This is a genomic window from Halomonas sp. H10-9-1 (assembly GCF_040147005.1).
GTDB lineage: Bacteria > Pseudomonadota > Gammaproteobacteria > Pseudomonadales > Halomonadaceae > Halomonas.
Window position 1 is genome coordinate 2,134,391 of the sequence record NZ_JAMSHO010000001.1, and the last position, 18,785, is coordinate 2,153,175.

Genomic DNA, 18,785 nt, shown 5'->3' on the forward strand with positions numbered 1-18,785 from the left:
GTTTAGGCACCGGCGGATTTTTTGCATCCCCGGAACAGACCCAGCAACCGCTTGCCGAACAGCGACGCCAGCAACAGCGCTAGGATCAGCAGGGTCACCGGGCGCTCCAGCACATAGCCCAGGTCACCACCGCTGATCTGGTAGGAGTGCAGCAGGGATTTCTCCGCCATGGCCCCCAGCAGCATTCCGATCACCGCCGCCGGCACCGAATAGCCATAGTGGCGGAAGATCCAGCCGACCACCGCGAACACCAGCACCGTCACCGGCCCGGTCATGTTGCCGGTGAGGCCGAAGGAGCCCATCACCGCCAACACCAGCACCGAGGGAATCAGGTAGCGCATCGGCACCTTAATGATATTGGCCAGTAGCGGGATAAACAGCAGCCCGATGACCAGCAGCAAGAACACCTGGGCGAAGTTGGCGAAGATGATGGCGTAGACCACGTCGGTCTGCTGGCGAATAAACTGCGGGCCGCCAGTGATGTTATGCATGGCGAAGGCCGCCAGCATCACCGCCGTGGCCCCGCCACCGGGAATGCCCAGGGCCAGCAGAGTGGCCATGGAGCCCGCCTCCGAGGTGCTGTTGGCCGACTCCGAGGCTACCACGCCCTTGGGGTTGCCCTTGCCGAAGGAGTCCGGATCCTCGTCGCGGCGCTGGGTCTCCACATACGAGAGCAGGTTGGAGACCGAGGAACCGACCCCGGGCACTGCACCAACAAAGACCCCGATTAGGCCGCCACGGATCATCACCCAGGGGTAGCGAACGGCCATCTTGAAGCCCTCAAAGATTTCCGAGACCTTGACCTTGCGAGAGGCCTTGGATTCAACGATAAAGTCCTTGTTGGCTAGCTTGAACAGCTCCGATGCCGCGAACATGCCCATCATGGCCGGAATCACCGGTACTCCATCGAGTAGGTAGGTCTGCCCCATGGTACCCCGTGCCATGCCCAGTTCGTTGAAGCCGATGGTACCGATCAGCAGGCCGACAAAACCTGCCATCAGGCCCTTCAGCACCTGCTCCCCCTTCAGGCTGGCGATCAGCGTCATTCCCCACAGGATGACCACGAACATCTCCGCAGGCCCCAGCTTGAGCACCATCAGTGACAGTGGCTGGATCATCACGAAGAGAATCAGGTAGCCCATCAGAGTACCGAGCACGGACGACACCAGGGCGATACCCAGCGCCTGGTTGTGCTTTCCCTGGCGCGCCATGGGGTAGCCATCGAAGGCGGTGGCGATGGCCGAGGAGGTGCCGGGAATATTCATCAGGATCGCCGGGATGCCACTCCCGAAGGACCCACCGGTGAAGATGGCCGTCAGGAACAGCATCGCCTGGACGAAATCCATGTAAAGCGTCATGGGCAGGAAGATCGCCATGGCCATGGAGATTTGCAGCCCGGGCGTGGCACCGAAGATCAGCCCGAGAACAATCCCGGGTATCACCACCATCCAGGGGGAAAAACTTGTTAACAGCAGGGCCAGTCCCTGCTCTACGGCAACGAAATCAATCATGGTATGACCCCCTCAGCCCTGAAGAATCAGCATATGCATGGGATAGGGCAGCATCTGCGCGAAGAAGAAGGCCACGCCGAAGCCAAAAGCCAGGCTATAACCGCCCAGCAGTAGCCAGTGACGCTCGCCCTTGAGCACCAGGAAGGCGGCAATAAAGAGCACCGTGGCAACGTCAAATCCCAGGGTCTCGAGGGAGATCACATAGGCAGCAAACAGGCCTACCACCGGCAGGGTACGGTGCAGTGGCTCACCCTCGCTCTCCTCGCGGACGAGCAGAGTGCCACGCTTGAGGCGCATCCCTACTTCCAGGACCACGATAGCCAGCACCACGAAGGAGAGAGGCAGGATCAACAGCAGGTTCTGTACGGCCGAGGAGACCCGAATGGCATCCAGCAGATACCAGAGGGTAAAACCGGCCAGGGCCACGAGGACCAGCAGGTCCCCATAGTCGCGTTTGTTGACTGACATGAGAGAACTCCAGGCATCCCCGGCGGGACCGCGGGGATGCATCACACGGAATGATCAGTTGAGCAGGTCAGCGTAGGCTTCGAAGACCTCGTAGTTGGTACGCATCAATTCGTTGGAGCGCTCGGGACCAACCCAGACCCCACCGATATCGCCGGCTTCCAGATGCTCCTGGACCTCCTTGCGAGCCAGAGCGTTCTGGATTGCCTCGGAGAGGGTCTCGAAGCGTGCCGGATACTGGCGCTCGGTCTCGGCGGTTACCGCAAAGCCACGCATGGAGCCCTGCAGCACCGTCACCTCCATGTCCATGGGCGCCAGCGCCTCATTGATCGTGGGGACGTCCCACTGATCGATACGCTCGTCGCTGACGATGGCCAGCGGAGTCAGGAACTCGCGGATCCCTTCGCTGCCCTGGGCGCTGATGGAGGTGAAGTGCACCTGGCCGCCGGCCACCGCGGAGCGCGCCTCGCCGCCGCTGTTGTAGGTCACCAGGTTGAGGTTCTCCTGGGGAATCCCCGCCTCGTCCAGCAGCATGCGTACCATCAAATGTCCGGCGGAACCCTGCACCACCGAGCCGCGAATCTGGCCGGGGTTGTCACGGATAGCCTCCAAGAGGGAGGGCAGGTCCTCGTAGCCGCTGTCCTTGTTGGCAGCGATCAGGTCCAGGTCGAACCACTGGAAGTTGACGAAGGAGAAGTCCTCGATGTCGTACTGGGCGCCTCCAGTGAGGATGGTATTGCTCAGATAGGGAGCGAAAGTGGAAGCAAAGACGGTATAGCCATCGTCCGGACGCGACAGGATATAGTTCGCCGAAACCTGGGTACCGGCACCGGGGCGATTGGTGACCCGTACGGGCACGCCGAGCTCTTCGGCAATGTAGGTGGACATGGCGCGGGCCATACGATCGGCGCTGCCCCCGGTACCGAAGCCCACCACCAGATCGATGGGACGATCCGGGTAATCATCGGCGGCCACCGAAGTAGTCATGGCCAAGGAAGCTAGCATTGCGGACGCAACACCGGCCACGAGGGTCTTGGGAAGGAAGCAGTCGAACATGGCGTATGGTTCCTCATTTATTGGATGTTTGACGGAGCACTGCCCCGTTGGCACCGACTCTAGTGTGTCAAGCTGTCACCAAGCTTGCATGGCGCCCATCTTCGACCAATGTCTAAAAGCGCTCAGGGTGCCCTTTTGTCCGCTGCCAGGCCTTCGATCAGCCCGGCCAGCTCAGTGCACAGGAAACGCGCCTCCACGTACTTGCCCAGATGCCCCTCGGCAATACGCAGGAAGCCCAGGGCCGAATGGGAGAGCCGCCGGTCGCGGCGCACGATGAACTGCCAGTGGCTCTCGATGGGCAGCCCCGTCACCGGCAGGGTCACCAGATCCAGGCGCTCCGGCGGCAACATGTGCTCGGAGAGCACGGCGAGCCTTAGCCCGGCCGCCATGCCTACTCGGATCGCCTCGTTGCTGACCATCTGCAGGGTCGGGCCTAGGCTCAGCTCCTGCTCCTAGAGCCAGCTATCGAACAGCATGTGGGTGGCCGAGCCCAGCTCGCGCAGCAGAATGTCCTCCCCCAGCCGCTCATTCATGACGATGCGCTCGCATCCGGCCAGGGGATGGCCCAGCGGGACCACCGCCACCAGCGGGTTGCGCAGGAAGCGCCCGGCCAGAGCATGGGCAGCGACGAGGGATAGCTGAAGACGTAGTGGTCATCCTCCTGACGCTCGAAGCGGGTGAGCATCTGGCGGCGGCTGCCGAAATGCACGGTGATGTCCAGCTCGGGGAAGGCCTGGCTGTAGGGGCCGAGCAGCCGCGGCAGCATGTACTGGACGGTATTGACCAGAGCAATGGAGAACCGCCCCCGCTGCCGTTATCGCCCTGCTGCTCCCTCCCACCCATCGCCCTCCGACTCGACATTCGTCGAACACCGCGCTAGATGCACTTTACGTTAACGTAAACCTGACCTAGTCTTTACCCATCACGGTTCAACGCCTGACCCGGACCGCTGTGCGTGCCCGCTTCGCCCCTGGCGGCAGGCGCCACGGCCCTGACCAGTATGTCTGACAAGAACGGGAGCTCCGCCCATGCACACGCCCTTCAAGCCCCTCGACTTCGGCCTCGACGAAGAACTCAACATGCTGCGCGAGCAGGTCAACGCCTTCGCTCGCGACGAGATCGCCCCGCGCGCCGCCGAGATCGACGAGAAGAACGAGTTCCCCAACGACCTGTGGCAGAAGTTTGGCGACATGGGGCTGCTCGGCATCACCGTGCCGGAAGAGGACGGCGGCACCGGCATGGGCTATCTCGCCCACTGCATCGCCCTGGAGGAGATCTCCCGGGCCAGCGCCTCCGTGGGCCTCTCCTACGGCGCCCACTCCAACCTCTGCGTCAACCAGCTCAAGATCAACGCCAACGCCGAGCAGAAGGCCAAGTACCTGCCCAAGCTGATGAGCGGCGAGCATATCGGGGCACTCGCCATGTCCGAGCCGGGTGCCGGTTCCGACGTGGTCTCCATGAAGCTGCGCGCGCGCAAGGCGGGTGACAAGTACGTCCTCAACGGCAACAAGATGTGGATCACCAACGGCCCCGATGCCGACGTGCTGGTGGTCTACGCCAAGACCGATCCCGAGGCCGGCTCCAAGGGCATCACCGCCTTCATCATCGAGAAGGGCATGCCCGGTTTCTCCACCGCCCAGAAGCTCGACAAGCTCGGCATGCGCGGCTCCAACACCTGTGAACTGGTGTTCCAGGACTGCGAAGTGCCGGAAGAGAATGTGCTCGGCGAGGTAGGCCGCGGTGTACGCGTGCTGATGAGCGGTCTCGATTACGAGCGCACCGTGCTCGCCGCCGGCCCCATCGGCATCATGCAGGCGGCCATGGACATCGTGGTGCCCTACATCCACGAGCGCAAGCAGTTCGGCCAGTCGATCGGCGAGTTCCAGCTGGTGCAGGGCAAGGTGGCGGACATGTACACCACCCTGAACGCCTGCCGTGCCTATCTCTATGCGGTGGCCGCCGGCTGCGACCGCGGCCAGACATCGCGCAAGGATGCCGCCGGGGTCATCCTCTACTGCGCCGAGAAGGCCACCCAGGTGGCGCTGGACGCCATCCAACTGCTCGGCGGCAACGGCTATATCAACGAGTACCCCACCGGCCGCCTGCTGCGCGACGCCAAACTCTACGAGATCGGCGCCGGCACCAGCGAGATCCGCCGCATGCTGATCGGCCGCGAGCTGTTCAACGAATCTGCCTGAGCCACCGGCTTATGTAGGAGGGATGCTTCGCATCGCGACCGGAGGCCGCAGGCCTCCCACGGCAAGCCCCAAGGCACCTGTCGCGCAGCGGAGCTGCCCTCCTACACCACCACCGGTACCCTGTGTTGGCATATCACAATTCAAGGATTCGCTATGAGCATCCTGCAATCCCAGATCAATCCGCGTAGCGATGGCTTCCAGGCCAACGAGGCGGCGATGCGCGACGAGGTGATGCAGCTGCGCGAGCTCACCGCCGCCATCGCCCAGGGCGGCGGCGACAAGGCCCGCGCCCGCCACGAGAGCCGTGGCAAGCTGTTCGTGCGCGACCGCATCGACCACCTGATCGACGAGGGCTCCCCCTTCCTGGAGTTCTCGGCGCTGGCCGCCCATGAGGTCTACGACTCCGCGGTGCCCGCCGCCGGCGTGATCACCGGCATCGGCCGCGTCTCCGGCGTGGAGTGCGTGATCGTCGCCAACGACGCCACCGTCAAGGGCGGCACCTACTTCCCGCTCACCGTGAAGAAGCACATCCGCGCCCAGGAGATCGCCCGCAAGCACCGCCTGCCGTGCATCTACCTGGTCGACTCCGGTGGCGCCTTCCTGCCCCGCCAGGACGAGGTCTTCCCGGACCGCGACCACTTCGGCCGCATCTTCTACAACCAGGCCACCCTCTCCGCCGAGGGCATCCCGCAGATCGCCGTGGTAATGGGCTCGTGCACCGCCGGCGGCGCCTATGTGCCGGCCATGGCCGACGAGTCGATCATCGTCCGCGAGCAGGGCACCATCTTCCTGGGCGGCCCGCCGCTGGTGAAGGCCGCCACCGGCGAGAGCATCAGCGCCGAGGACCTGGGCGGTGCCGACGTTCACGCCAAGAAGAGCGGCGTGGCCGACCACTATGCCGAGAACGACGCCCACGCCCTGCAGCTCTGCCGCGCCAGCGTGTCACGCCTCAATTGGCAGAAGCGCGGCCAGCTCAAGATGCAGGAGCCCAAGCCCCCGCGTCTCGACCCCAGCGAGCTCTACGGCATCGTCGGTACCGACCTCAAGAAGCCCTATGACGTGCGCGAGGTGATCGCGCGCATCGTCGACGACTCCGACTTCGACGAGTTCAAGCGCTACTACGGCGACACCCTGGTCACCGGCTTCGCCCATATCCACGGCTACCCGGTGGGCATCGTCGCCAACAACGGCGTGCTGTTCTCGGAGAGCGCCGTCAAGGGCGCCCACTTCATCGAGCTGTGTGCCCAGCGCAAGATCCCGCTGATTTTCCTGCAGAACATCACCGGCTTCATGGTGGGCTCGAAGTACGAGCATGAGGGCATCGCCAAGCACGGCGCCAAGCTGGTCACCGCGGTGGCCTGCGCCCGCGTGCCCAAGTTCACCGTGCTGATCGGCGGCAGCTTCGGCGCCGGCAACTACGGCATGTGCGGCCGCGCCTACGACCCCAACCTGCTGTTCATGTGGCCCAATGCGCGGATCTCGGTAATGGGCGGCGAGCAGGCCGCCGGCGTGCTGGCCCAGGTCAAGCGCGAGCAGATCGAGCGCGAGGGTGCCGAGTGGACGAAGGAGGAAGAAGAGGCCTTCAAGGCGCCCACCCGCGAGCAGTACGAGCACCAGGGCCACCCCTACTACGCCAGTGCGCGACTGTGGGATGACGGCGTCATCGACCCGGCCCAGACCCGCGACGTACTGGGCCTGTCGCTCGCTGCCGCGATGAACGCCGAGGTCGAGGAAACGAAATTCGGCGTGTTCCGGATGTAGACCCACGCTCCGCGTGGAGCCGTAAGCTGTAGGCCGTAAGCCATAGGCACCCGTGAACGATTTCCGGTGCGGTGTTCAGGGGTTTCCTACAGCTCGCAGCTTATAGCTTACAGCTACTGAAAAGAGGTCTGAGATGTCAGCTACTCCCTCCTACTCACGATTGGACGTCGACCAGCGCGGCGTGGCCTGGCTGACCCTGGTCCGCCCCGAGGTCCATAACGCCTTCGACGACAGCCTCATTAGTGAGCTCAACGCCCACCTGGAGCGCCTCCACGAGGCCGCCCATCACGGCGAGATCCGCGCCGTGGTGCTCGGCTCCGAGGGCAAGAGCTTCTCCGCCGGGGCGGACCTCGGCTGGATGAAGCGCATGGTCGACTATGATTTCGATGGCAACCTGGCCGATTCGCGCAAGCTCGCAGCACTGATGTACGGGCTCGACACCCTGCCCTGCCCCACCCTCTGCCGCGTGCAGGGGGCAGCCTTCGGCGGCGCCGTGGGCCTGGCCGCCTGCTGTGACATCGTCGTCGCCTCCGAGAAGGCGAAGTTCTGCCTCTCCGAGGTCAAGATCGGCCTGTCGCCGGCGGTGATCAGCCCCTATGTGCAGCGCGCCCTGGGCGAGCGCCAGATGCGTCGCTACGCGCTGACCGCCGAGGTGATGGACGCCCCCACCGCCCTGGCCCTGGGTCTGGCGCACCGCCTCTCCGCCCATGACGAGCTCGACACCCGCGTGGAGGCGATGCTCGACACCCTTCTGGCCGGCTCGCCCCAGGCCCAGCGCGCCACCAAGGCACTGCTCGCCGAGGTGGCCAGGGAGCCCGACAGCAAGGCCACCCGCGAGCATACCTGCCGGGTGATCAGCGAGCTGCGCGTCAGCGCCGAGGGCCAGGAGGGCCTGGCCAGCTTCTTCGAGAAGCGCCGCCCCGCCTGGACAAACGAAAGCGACAACCGTGTCGCAGAAAACAAGGCCGCGGAGCCCCGCTCATGACTACCGATCTGAACAAGTTCGACACCCTGCTGGTCGCCAACCGCGGCGAGATCGCCTGCCGGGTGATGCGCACCGCACGCGCCATGGGCCTGCGTACCGTGGCCGTCTACTCGGATGCCGACGCCAACGTCCGCCATGTGCGCGAGGCCGACGAGGCCGTGCGCCTGGGCCCAGCCGCCGCTCGCGACAGCTACCTCAAGGTGGAAGCGGTGATCGAGGCGGCCAAGCGCACCGGCGCCGGCGCCATCCACCCCGGCTACGGCTTCCTCTCCGAGAACGGCCCCTTCGTGGACGCCCTGGAGAAGGCCGGCATCACCTTCGTCGGCCCCCCCGCCTCGGCCATCGCCGCCATGGGCGACAAGTCCGCCGCCAAGGCGCGCATGCATGACGCCGGCGTTCCCCTGGTGCCGGGCTACCACGGCGACGACCAGGACGACGCCCTGCTCAAGGCCGAGGCCGACAAGATCGGCTACCCGGTGCTGCTCAAGGCCAGCGCCGGCGGCGGTGGCAAGGGCATGCGCGTGGTCGAGTCCAGCGATGGCTTCCAGGCCGCCCTGGATGGCTGCCGCCGCGAATCCCAGGCCGCCTTCGGCGACCAGCGCATGCTGATCGAGAAGTACCTGACCCAGCCGCGCCACGTCGAGGTCCAGGTGTTCTGCGACAGCCACGGCAACGGCGTCTACCTCTTCGAGCGCGACTGCTCCGTGCAGCGCCGCCACCAGAAGGTGCTGGAGGAGGCCCCGGCCCCGGGCATGACCGCCGAACTGCGCCGCGAGATGGGCGAGGCCGCGGTGCGCGCCGCCCGCGAGATCGGCTACGTGGGTGCCGGCACCGTGGAGTTCCTGCTGGATGCCGATGGGTCGTTCTACTTCATGGAGATGAACACCCGCCTGCAGGTGGAGCACCCAGTCACCGAGATGATCACCGGCCAGGACCTGGTGGAGTGGCAGCTGCGGGTGGCCATGGGCGAGCGGCTGCCGCTGGCCCAGGACGAGCTGACCATCACCGGCCACAGCTTCGAGGCGCGCCTCTACGCCGAGGACCCGGAGCAGGACTTCCTGCCCGCCACCGGCACCCTGACGCGCTTCGCCCTGGACCTGGAAGGCGCCGGCCTTCTTTCTTTTGAGAAGGGCCGCGACAAGGTGCGCCTGGACAGCGGCGTGGAGAGCGGTGACGTGGTCTCCATGCACTACGACCCCATGCTCGCCAAGCTGATCGTGCATGGTGCCGACCGTGACCAGGCTCTCGCCACCCTCAACCGCGCGCTGGCGGCACTGGACGTGCAGGGCGTGGTCACCAACCGCGCCTTCCTGCAGCGGCTGGCCACCCACCCCGCGTTCAAGGGCTGCGAGCTCGACACCCGCTTCATCGAGAAGCACGAGGAGAGCCTCTTCGCGCCGCGCGAGATCACCACCGAGGCCCATGCCGCCGCGGCGCTGATCGGCCTCAAGCAGCTCTCCCGGGAGTGCGAGAGCGACTCCCCCTGGGACCGCCACGACGGCTTCCGGCTCAACGCCCCCCACACCATCCGCCTGGCCCTGTGCGCCACTGGCCACGACCTCACCCGCGCCCAGGCGCCGGATGCCGAGGACGTGGTGATCGTGGAAGGCACCCGGGAGACCGTCACCGCCCCCTGGCACCTGACCATCGGCGACACCACCCTCACCGCCCGCCTGCAGCACCTGGCAGGCGATGCCGTGGCCGTCACCCTGGACGGCCACCGCCGTCGCCTGCAGGCCCGCCTGGGCGACAACGGCGTGGTGGTAATGGCCGACCCGAGCGGCGAGACCCGCCTCTTCTGGCGCCGCATCGACGCCATCGACCACGGCCAGCACGAGGCGGAATCCACCCTCACCGCGCCCATGCACGGCACCGTGGTGGCGCTGCTGGTGGAGCCGGGCAAGAAGGTGGAGAAAGGCATGCCGCTGATGGTGATGGAAGCCATGAAGATGGAGCACACCATGGCCGCCCCCGCCGATGGCCACGTGGAGAGCTTCCACTTCGCCGCCGGCGACACCGTGGGCCAGGGCGACGTGCTGCTCGAATTCGCCGCGGAGGAGTAAGACGATGGCATTCCCGAAACAGGTTCGCCTGGTCGAGGTCGGCCCCCGCGACGGCCTGCAGAACGAACCCGAGCCGATCGCCACCACCACCAAGCTGGAGCTGATCGATCGCCTGGGCGCGGCCGGTCTCTCCTACATCGAGGCGGCCAGCTTCGTCTCGCCCAAGTGGGTGCCACAGATGGCCGACCACCGCGAGGTGATGACCGGGCTCACACGGCGTAACGGCGTCACCTATGCGGCGCTGACCCCCAACCTCAAGGGGCTGGAAGCGGCCCTGGAGTGCGGCGTCGAGGAAGTCGCCGTGTTCGGCGCCGCCTCCGAGGCCTTCTCGCAGAAGAACATCAACTGCTCCGTGGCTGAGTCCCTGGCCCGCTTCGAGCCGGTGCTGGAGCGCGCCAAGGCCGCCGGCGTGCGGGTGCGCGGCTACGTCTCCACGGTGCTGGGCTGCCCCTACGAGGGTGAGATAGCCCCCGCCAAGGTGGCCGAGGTCTCCAAGGCGCTGTACGAGATGGGCTGCTACGAGATCTCGCTCGGCGACACCATCGGCACCGGCACCCCGCTCAAGGCCAAGCGCATGATCGAGGCGGTGAGCCGCGACGTGCCCATGGACAAGCTCGCCGCCCACTTCCACGACACCTACGGCCAGGCGCTGGCCAATCTCTACGCGGTGCTGGAGGAAGGCATCAGCGTGGTGGACAGCTCCGTCGCCGGCCTCGGCGGCTGCCCCTACGCTAAGGGCGCCTCCGGCAACGTAGCGAGCGAGGACGTGCTCTACCTGCTCAATGGCCTCGGCATCGAGACCGGCATCGACCTCGATAAGCTCGCCGACACCGGCACCTGGATCACCCAGACCATCGGCCGGCCCAACCGCTCTAAGGTGGGCGTGGCGCTCGCCACCAGGTAATCGCAACGGCAGCACGCAAAAGCCCCGAGCCAGGAGACTGACTCGGGGCTTTTTTTGGGCAGTTTAACGCCGCGCTCACCGGCAATTTTGGAGCGCAGCGTAAAAATTGTCCGTGTGCAGCGCCTTGTTAGCTGCTAGTTGCATAGATATCAGTCATCTTAGCTTTGATTTTGTCGAATGCTGAACCATCGATATTAAATGAATACCCACCTGTCCTTTCGTCCGCCGGATATCGCAAATGCTGGTCCATAAATCTTGGCTTAAACTTTGACACATGTGCTGCATACAGATCATGTTCGTCCGGATTCAATTCGGAAGTACAATAGTCTGAAAAATCGAAAGGGTGGTCAAGCTTATAACTGGGATCGGGATAAAGGCTGGCATATTTATCTTCAAGCTCCTTTAAATCATGAATGTGAGGAACTGATCCAGTTTTATTTTTTATCATTTGCTTGTAGAAGAGCTCGACAGCATGAAATAGCTGATAAGCTATAGCATTCTGATAATCAGCATCATTTCCCAATTCAGTTTCAGCCCTGGCTGCCACCTTTCCTATTTCCAAATATGCAATAGCCATTGATAGAAATTGGTAGTTATTCGTACCATCAGTCTCTCGTTTACTTTTCGGTGACATTCTCAAACACACTCTTCATGGTATTCCAATCTATTTCGCCACCATTATCTTTTACAGCCCTTATAAGCATCATTCGACAGCTTTCCATGTGGAGTTTTAATGGCGGTATGGATATATAGACTCCTGCCTTAGCAAGCTCGCAAATTTTAATGACCTGCTTTTCAGAGAGAATTAAGCCCCAACAACCACCTAGGTTTAGAGAAGTTAAATTGGGCAGATCAAATATCTCATCAGGAACTTTGGTCAAGTCAACCTGCCAATTCAATGTAATATCTTCTAGGCTTTTCATTTTTTTAATATCAGAAGAAATATGTGTAATTGACCACTTTTCGACGTCCTTGACCCCAGTGTTTTCATTCCACACATGCAGTTTTTTAATTTGAGACAAATTATAGAGTGGGCAAGGAATCTCATGAAACGACTCATCGACCGTTAGCCGTATTTCTTTCAATTTCTCTAAGTATGTCATGGCAGCACATGCAGCCATGTAATCCTCATTTTTAAAGTGTTCGCCACGTAACATTAAACGCTCGAGATTTTTCCAACCTCTAGAAGACCCTGGTAGCTGACCTTGCTCTACCAAAGTCATATTCTTTTCAGTCCATTCAAGCAAAGTACCAGCCCATGCAGTTTGAAAATTTCTCTGCAACTTTCGCTCTCCTCTGACTGCAATGAACTTGCCGGTGTAATGACCTCCATCGTCGATTCGCTCGTCACTTCGGTTATATCGAGTTCCTGTTCTGACCGTAGATTCTTTTTTGAATAAGTAATATCCCTTAAGGCTATCAGCGGAAGGGTGAATATTCGGTGTCTGCTCGACCGGCAATGGCATTGCTATTGGCAAGGAATCTGCTAGTGGATGCTTCCCCATCTCCAACATTTCTTTGTCAGCCGAGAACATCGAACGAATTTCGGGAATTGTAGGAATACGCCAATCTGCATATCCTGCGTAACATAATTCGTTCAGGACTTCGGCATAGTCATTTTGAGTCGATTGGAGATAGCTAAATGTGGTCCATTGAAGCCCTGTACCAAGGTGCAGCCAAGACAAAACACCATCTGTAGCAAGAATTCTTCCAGAATGATGGTGCTTTCTAACGCTTTCGTACTGGCCAAGGAGTTTTTTTATTTTGGCGAGACGCTCTGCGCTACAGGGCTGACTATGAAATATGCTGTTATCCAGAGGAGGCATCTGGGTAAATACACAACGTCTATCTCCCTGAGAGGGGTAATAATCCCAAACATACCAATCTTGAATGTCGTCAGCATTATCATGACTACGTTCACTGCTTAACTGCTGTTCGATTTCAAAGCACAAGTCACCAATCGTTTGTTCCTCACCATTCCTTTTACACACATCAGTAGGGTTGACCCAGAACATGTGATCAACTGGTGATTTGATCGCAAATTTTGATTCCTTTAGCCATTCAATCATTTGGCTAGATTTTTTCATGTGGAGATTAAATCCTTATGCCAGCGCCGAAGCGCAGTTAACGCATCATTAAGAGGAAATTTATAGTTGGCTAAAATGTTGAACGCAGTGAAAACAGCCAACTGTAAATTTTCCTGCTTTAATGCCTTGTTATATTTTTACTTTGAGAGTGCTGAACGAACGATAGAAAGACCAACCAGCCCAAGGATTGCACCTGTTACTTTGTCTATATAGAAAGCAGATTTTGTGAACTGGTTGCGAACTTTCTTGGTTGATAGTAAGAAGATTACCGCCGTATCCCACGCAAAGACAACCATTGTCATCCAAACGCCTAACGAAATTTTAAATGTTAAATTTACATCGTTGGTTAATACTACGGTAAATAAGCTCAGATAAAATAACAGGTTTTTAGGATTTAAAGCTCCAGACATAAACCCTGTAGCAAACTCTTTAACGAATGTAGTATGACCATTTTTGTTTGTAGTAGTGTCTAACCCAAAATCTGCGTAGTCGTTTTTCTTAGCTCTCAAAGCTTGAACAGCAAGAAATACTAAAAATATCCCACCAATAATTTTTAAAGCAATCATTATAGTAATGGAGCTGGCTAGAATCGCTCCTACACCAGCCAAACAAAGAGCAATATAGAATGCATTCGCACTGGCTATACCTGCCGCTACACCAATGGCTTTACTTTTATCGTTCTTTATTGCGCTTTTAACCACAAGAACAAAATCAGGCCCAGGACTCAAAAGGGCTAAAAAATGCGCAAGAGCTACAGTAAGGAATATCCATGTTAAACCTGAATCCATATTTCACCTCTTATGAATGTTGACTCGGTGTTGATTAAAAATATAACGCATAGCTAAACGGCGCACAAAGTGGAGCTGGTTTGTGCAATAATTTGCGAAGCAAATGCACAAACGAGCGTAGCTTTGGGCGTCCAGTGGAGGCCGAAGGCCGGAACGGTGTTTGAGCGAATTGTTATACACTTTTACTTCTGAAACTCATTTTTATAAGATAATAGCAACAACCTAGAGCGACAATTATTGCACCCAAACCAATTATTGCTAGAGGTTCGTATTTTTCTAGATCAAGCAAAATCACCTTACGAGAAACAGCTATAACTGCAACTAGCAATACAACCTCTGCATGAATTACATTATCTTTGAAATACATTTCTACTGTTTCTATGAGTTCAAATCCAATAAGAATAATAAAGAAGAAACCAAAAATTCGGAACAGTTCATCTATTTCAAGAAAAATCACATCATCGGAGGAGTCAAAAATATCTAAAAAGAGAATAATGCCAAGCTCTACTATTGCAATAGCAACGATTATCGTCATGAGAACAAGAACAACGAAAGACATCCATTTTTTTGACAGATGAATTAAAGAAACTGCTTTATCAATATTCTTACTCAATGTCGATACTCTCCGATTGTTGTATAACTGTTCAGCATTTCTTCGCCGTGCGGAGCATGGCGTATAAATGCCTGTTGGACTAAGCCGCCCATCAGGCTGCTACACGGCTTCTATAGGGTACTGTATTGGCCGGTGTGCGGCCTGAGACGTCAGGTCGCGCGCATACGGAGCTGTTGTGACGCGTTCGGGCCGTGATGTTGGCCATGGTCCCCGTTCCCTCCAGGTCCAATTTGCCCCAACGTAGCGCGCCTGCTGGTCGAAATCCATCACCGGGACGAGCGCCGCTGCGACCCGCGAGCGGGCCGGATCGCCGAGTCCGTTGTGTGGGTAGGGCGTCAGCTCATGCTCGATAGCGTTGTTCCCTGTGGTTGGAGGGTCGGCTACGTTTGAGTCGCCGGGGCGTGAGGGTCCCGATCACCCGCAGTCTCGGGTGCCCGCAGTGTCGGCAAATGTAGGTTGGCTCCGCGTCGCCGACGGCAGTATCGGCATCCGGTGCCGTCTCGACGACCGCCAGCGCCTGGCGGATCTGTGCCAGGCGTCGTCGCCGGCAGCGATTGGCCAGAAAGCCGTAATGACGGACCCGCATCAGCCCCTTGGGCAGGACGTGGAGCAGGAAGCGGCGCACGAACTCCTCGCCATCGAGGACGAGGGGCTTGTGTCGGTCGCGGTCGCGGTAGTCCTTGTAGCGCAGGGTCACTTGGCGGTCGTCCACGGCGAGGATGCGGGCGTTGCTGATGGCGATCCGCCGTGTGTAGCGCGCCAGGTAGCGCACCACCGTCTCGGTGTGTTCCAGACAGTCCTTGCTGTAGACCACCCACTCGGTGCCCATCAGCGTGTTGAGCTGGTCATCGACGTCACCGGGCCGGGTGACCCGGTGGAGTTCGCCGGCAGTGGCGGCCTGACGCAGGGCGCTGACCATGTGCCCGCGGAAGTGGCGCGACAGGGCTCGGACTGGGAACAAGTAGTGCTGGCGCGCCCCACGCCAGGTGCCATCGTCGCCCAGCGCACCGCCGGGCACCAGGCAGTGCAGGCAGGGAAAACGCATGAAAAATTTCATACCGCGAGAATGTCCGCCAGGTACGTCTCATCCAGTGCGGCTTTCTTCTGCTTCCGCCGGATTCCGCCCTTGAAAGACTTCTCCCCTTTCAGGTAATTCAAGGCGATATGCCGGACTCTGGCGAGGTTTTCCGCCGCCTGTCCGCGATGGATTTTGCAGGCATCCTCACGGAGAGCGACGTCCAGCGACCAGTGAAGCTTATTTTCCACGAACCAATGCTGGCGGGCCGCTTCGGCTAGCTTTTTGGCGCTAAGCTCGGCTGAGCTGATGTAGTAACGGATCATCGGAGCCTCTGGGGCTTCGTCACCTTCCTGACGGAAACTCATGACGACTCCCACCGTTTTTAAGCCTGGCCACTCGTAGCTAAGCTCCTGAAAATCTTCAGTAATCTCACTCACGATGTGGTAGCGAGTCTCTTGCCGCCCCCGGTTCTTTTCATCCGTGACATAGGCATCCCCATCGAAGTTGACCACCTTGGTCATGGGGAACGCCGCCTCAAAGGCATCTGCCAAGGCTGGCTGATTTTCCTTCACCGAGAGTAGGTAATCGGCGCCCTTCTGCAGGATCTGAGTGGCGATCTTCTTCTGGCAACCCATGGCATCGATTGTTACCAGACAACCTTGCAGATTCAGCAGCTTGAGTAGCTCAGGAATGGCAGTTATCTCGTTGGACTTCTCCGCTGTCTTGACCTGCCCCAGCACCACGCCATTCGCCGCGCTGAAGGCACTGACCATGTGTATCGCCCCTTTGCCCTTGCCGCGGCAGTACGAGCCGCGCAGCGTCTTGCCATCAATGGCCACCACCGCCCCATCAGTCACGTCATGGCAGGCCTTCATCCACTCGGCAAAGGCGGTTTGGAGCTGCTCGGCATTCACCAACGCCATTACCCTGGCCAAGGTGTCATGGCTCGGTACGCCAGCCTCAAAATCGCCGTACTGGCGAAGAAAATCTAGCTTTGCGTGGCCAAAATCCTCAATCTCGTCCCATCCTTCAGCTCCACAGATCACTGCACAGACGGTCAGGAACAGGATGTCGGAAAGCTGATGCTGCACTTTCCAGGCCTGGCGGAAGTCGGGAACGATCGATAAATGGTGCATAAGCGACGGAGTCAGCATCGGGTCATCCATGAGCAAAAGCCGTTAGATGACCACATTAGCTCCTACTGGTAAAGCGCTACGAAGCCCGTCGTAGAGCGGTTTTTCATGCGTTTTCCCTGGCAGTGCAGGTGCACATGCTGGCTCAGGTTCTGGCCCCAGGTGTGAAGCACGGCGCTCATGCCCATCTCACCGCCGAGACGCTTGGGATCACGACCGAAGGTGCGCAAGGTCTGCCAGGCGCTCTGGAACAGCAGCCGATAGATCACCTCGGGGTGAAGCTGGACCCAGCCGTTGAGGCTGTGCGGCAGGGTGAACACGACGTGGTAGTAGCGCACCGGCAGGATGTTCGCCTGTTGACGCTCGGCCCACTGATGCATGGCACGGCCCTGGCACTGCGGGCAGTGGCGATCGCGACAGCCGAAGTAGTGCGGCTGGGTGTGGTCGCAGTCCGTGCACTGCAAGACCGTACCGCCCATCGCCTCGGTGCGACAGGCGAGTAGGTGATGGCACACGCGTTGGCGCTGACGATCCAGGCTGGCCGGGTTGAGAAAGCGAGCCAGAGCCTGTTGGAGGGTGGCGGTCTCAGTCATGGGCCACCTCCAAACCGGCCACCAGATCGATGGAACCCTGACTCGCCCCCTGCTGGCCCGGCAGCCAGTGCAGGTAACGCATCGTCGACTGGATGCTGCGGTGGCCCAACAGCCGTTGGAGCTGATGGACGGGCATGCCCTGCTCCAGAACATGCGTGGCATAGGCATGGCGCAGGCTGTGGATGCCACCGATGCGCTCGACCCCGGCCAGGCGCTTGGCCTGGGTAAAGGCCTTTTGCGGTGCGCTCGGGTGCAGTGCGCGATCCGGAAACAAGGCGCTCGGAAACAGCCAGGTCCTTGGCCGGTAGGCGCGCCAGTAAGCGCGCAAGCGATCGAGCAGGGTCGCCGATAGCAGGACCATGCGATCCTTCGCGCCCTTACCCTGGGCGACACGCAGCTGACCACGCTGGCTGTCGATGTCAGGGAAAACGCATGAAAAATTTCATACCGCGAGAATGTCCGCCAGGTACGTCTCATCCAGTGCGGCTTTCTTCTGCTTCCGCCGGATTCCGCCCTTGAAAGACTTCTCCCCTTTCAGGTAATTCAAGGCGATATGCCGGACTCTGGCGAGGTTTTCCGCCGCCTGTCCGCGATGGATTTTGCAGGCATCCTCACGGAGAGCGACGTCCAGCGACCAGTGAAGCTTATTTTCCACGAACCAATGCTGGCGGGCCGCTTCGGCTAGCTTTTTGGCGCTAAGCTCGGCTGAGCTGATGTAGTAACGGATCATCGGAGCCTCTGGGGCTTCGTCACCTTCCTGACGGAAACTCATGACGACTCCCACCGTTTTTAAGCCTGGCCACTCGTAGCTAAGCTCCTGAAAATCTTCAGTAATCTCACTCACGATGTGGTAGCGAGTCTCTTGCCGCCCCCGGTTCTTTTCATCCGTGACATAGGCATCCCCATCGAAGTTGACCACCTTGGTCATGGGGAACGCCGCCTCAAAGGCATCTGCCAAGGCTGGCTGATTTTCCTTCACCGAGAGTAGGTAATCGGCGCCCTTCTGCAGGATCTGAGTGGCGATCTTCTTCTGGCAACCCATGGCATCGATTGTTACCAGACAACCTTGCAGATTCAGCAGCTTGAGTAGCTCAGGAATGGCAGTTATCTCGTTGGACTTCTCCGCTGTCTTGACCTGCCCCAGCACCACGCCATTCGCCGCGCTGAAGGCACTGACCATGTGTATCGCCCCTTTGCCCTTGCCGCGGCAGTACGAGCCGCGCAGCGTCTTGCCATCAATGGCCACCACCGCCCCATCAGTCACGTCATGGCAGGCCTTCATCCACTCGGCAAAGGCGGTTTGGAGCTGCTCGGCATTCACCAACGCCATTACCCTGGCCAAGGTGTCATGGCTCGGTACGCCAGCCTCAAAATCGCCGTACTGGCGAAGAAAATCTAGCTTTGCGTGGCCAAAATCCTCAATCTCGTCCCATCCTTCAGCTCCACAGATCACTGCACAGACGGTCAGGAACAGGATGTCGGAAAGCTGATGCTGCACTTTCCAGGCCTGGCGGAAGTCGGGAACGATCGATAAATGGTGCATAAGCGACGGAGTCAGCATCGGGTCATCCATGAGCAAAAGCCGTTAGATGACCACATTAGCTCCTACT

The 18,785-nt window shown here is 59.6% G+C and carries 17 protein-coding genes and 2 pseudogenes; 5 read left to right on the forward strand and 14 right to left on the reverse strand.

Features of this window, described 5'->3' with window-relative positions:
* Positions 1-2: 2 nt before the first annotated feature.
* From NFH66_RS09860 to NFH66_RS09880, 5 genes are all read right to left on the reverse strand, one after another.
* On the reverse strand, positions 3-1,511 hold the full coding sequence (locus NFH66_RS09860; protein ID WP_349610147.1) for a tripartite tricarboxylate transporter permease: 1,509 nt from the start codon (positions 1,509-1,511) through the stop codon (positions 3-5).
* A 12-nt stretch (positions 1,512-1,523) separates the two neighbouring features.
* A complete protein-coding gene (locus tag NFH66_RS09865; protein WP_349610148.1) occupies positions 1,524-1,979 on the reverse strand; it encodes a tripartite tricarboxylate transporter TctB family protein in 456 nt (151 codons plus the stop codon).
* A 54-nt stretch (positions 1,980-2,033) separates the two neighbouring features.
* Complete coding sequence (locus NFH66_RS09870) at positions 2,034-3,032, reverse strand: Bug family tripartite tricarboxylate transporter substrate binding protein (protein WP_502878648.1); 999 nt, start codon at positions 3,030-3,032, stop codon at positions 2,034-2,036.
* Positions 3,033-3,154: 122 nt separating this feature from the next.
* On the reverse strand, positions 3,155-3,451 hold the full coding sequence (locus NFH66_RS09875) for a LysR substrate-binding domain-containing protein (protein ID WP_349610150.1): 297 nt from the start codon (positions 3,449-3,451) through the stop codon (positions 3,155-3,157).
* Positions 3,452-3,561: 110 nt separating this feature from the next.
* Positions 3,562-3,798 carry a type 2 periplasmic-binding domain-containing protein gene (locus NFH66_RS09880; protein WP_349610151.1) on the reverse strand — a complete coding sequence of 79 codons (237 nt, stop codon included), beginning with the start codon at positions 3,796-3,798 and terminating at the stop codon, positions 3,562-3,564.
* 262 nt (positions 3,799-4,060) lie between these two features.
* Between NFH66_RS09880 and NFH66_RS09885 the strand changes: the two genes are divergently transcribed.
* From NFH66_RS09885 to NFH66_RS09905, 5 genes are all read left to right on the forward strand, one after another.
* Complete coding sequence (locus NFH66_RS09885) at positions 4,061-5,230, forward strand: isovaleryl-CoA dehydrogenase (RefSeq protein ID WP_349610152.1); 1,170 nt, start codon at positions 4,061-4,063, stop codon at positions 5,228-5,230.
* 153 nt (positions 5,231-5,383) lie between these two features.
* Positions 5,384-6,991, forward strand: coding sequence for a carboxyl transferase domain-containing protein (locus NFH66_RS09890; RefSeq protein ID WP_349610153.1), 1,608 nt, complete (start codon positions 5,384-5,386; stop codon positions 6,989-6,991).
* A 133-nt stretch (positions 6,992-7,124) separates the two neighbouring features.
* A complete protein-coding gene (locus NFH66_RS09895; protein ID WP_349610154.1) occupies positions 7,125-7,976 on the forward strand; it encodes an enoyl-CoA hydratase-related protein in 852 nt (283 codons plus the stop codon).
* Positions 7,973-10,039: an acetyl/propionyl/methylcrotonyl-CoA carboxylase subunit alpha gene (locus NFH66_RS09900; protein ID WP_349610155.1), complete on the forward strand. Its 2,067-nt coding sequence runs from the start codon at positions 7,973-7,975 to the stop codon at positions 10,037-10,039. The genes NFH66_RS09895 and NFH66_RS09900 overlap by 4 nt, the downstream gene beginning before the upstream one ends.
* Before the next feature lie 4 nt (positions 10,040-10,043).
* Positions 10,044-10,943, forward strand: coding sequence for a hydroxymethylglutaryl-CoA lyase (locus NFH66_RS09905; RefSeq protein ID WP_349610156.1), 900 nt, complete (start codon positions 10,044-10,046; stop codon positions 10,941-10,943).
* A gap of 127 nt (positions 10,944-11,070) precedes the next feature.
* Here NFH66_RS09905 and NFH66_RS09910 read toward each other — a convergent pair whose 3' ends face one another.
* The 9 genes and pseudogenes from NFH66_RS09910 to NFH66_RS09950 all read right to left on the reverse strand — a co-directional run bounded on the left by NFH66_RS09910 (position 11,071) and on the right by NFH66_RS09950 (position 18,736).
* Entirely contained in the window at positions 11,071-11,577 is a 507-nt protein-coding gene (locus NFH66_RS09910) for a hypothetical protein (RefSeq protein ID WP_349610157.1), read from the reverse strand.
* Positions 11,561-13,030, reverse strand: coding sequence for a hypothetical protein (locus NFH66_RS09915; protein ID WP_349610158.1), 1,470 nt, complete (start codon positions 13,028-13,030; stop codon positions 11,561-11,563). Before NFH66_RS09915 ends, NFH66_RS09910 begins: the two co-directional genes overlap by 17 nt.
* Positions 13,031-13,167: 137 nt before the next feature.
* Positions 13,168-13,818: a LysE family translocator gene (locus tag NFH66_RS09920; RefSeq protein WP_286593951.1), complete on the reverse strand. Its 651-nt coding sequence runs from the start codon at positions 13,816-13,818 to the stop codon at positions 13,168-13,170.
* A 172-nt stretch (positions 13,819-13,990) separates the two neighbouring features.
* A complete protein-coding gene (locus tag NFH66_RS09925) occupies positions 13,991-14,431 on the reverse strand; it encodes a phosphate-starvation-inducible PsiE family protein (protein ID WP_349610159.1) in 441 nt (146 codons plus the stop codon).
* Between the two features lie 340 nt (positions 14,432-14,771).
* A pseudogene (locus NFH66_RS09930) lies at positions 14,772-15,461 on the reverse strand (IS91 family transposase); the annotation flags it as partial.
* A 23-nt stretch (positions 15,462-15,484) separates the two neighbouring features.
* On the reverse strand, positions 15,485-16,603 hold the full coding sequence (locus NFH66_RS09935; protein ID WP_349611684.1) for an ISAs1 family transposase: 1,119 nt from the start codon (positions 16,601-16,603) through the stop codon (positions 15,485-15,487).
* Between the two features lie 101 nt (positions 16,604-16,704).
* Positions 16,705-17,175, reverse strand: a pseudogene (locus NFH66_RS09940) (IS91 family transposase); the annotation flags it as partial.
* Positions 17,168-17,593 carry a tyrosine-type recombinase/integrase gene (locus NFH66_RS09945; protein ID WP_349611702.1) on the reverse strand — a complete coding sequence of 142 codons (426 nt, stop codon included), beginning with the start codon at positions 17,591-17,593 and terminating at the stop codon, positions 17,168-17,170. The pseudogene NFH66_RS09940 and the gene NFH66_RS09945, both read right to left, overlap by 8 nt.
* A gap of 24 nt (positions 17,594-17,617) precedes the next feature.
* Positions 17,618-18,736 (reverse strand): ISAs1 family transposase, encoded by a 1,119-nt coding sequence (locus NFH66_RS09950; protein WP_349611684.1) that lies wholly within the window; start codon positions 18,734-18,736, stop codon positions 17,618-17,620.
* Between the last annotated feature and the right edge of the window lie 49 nt (positions 18,737-18,785).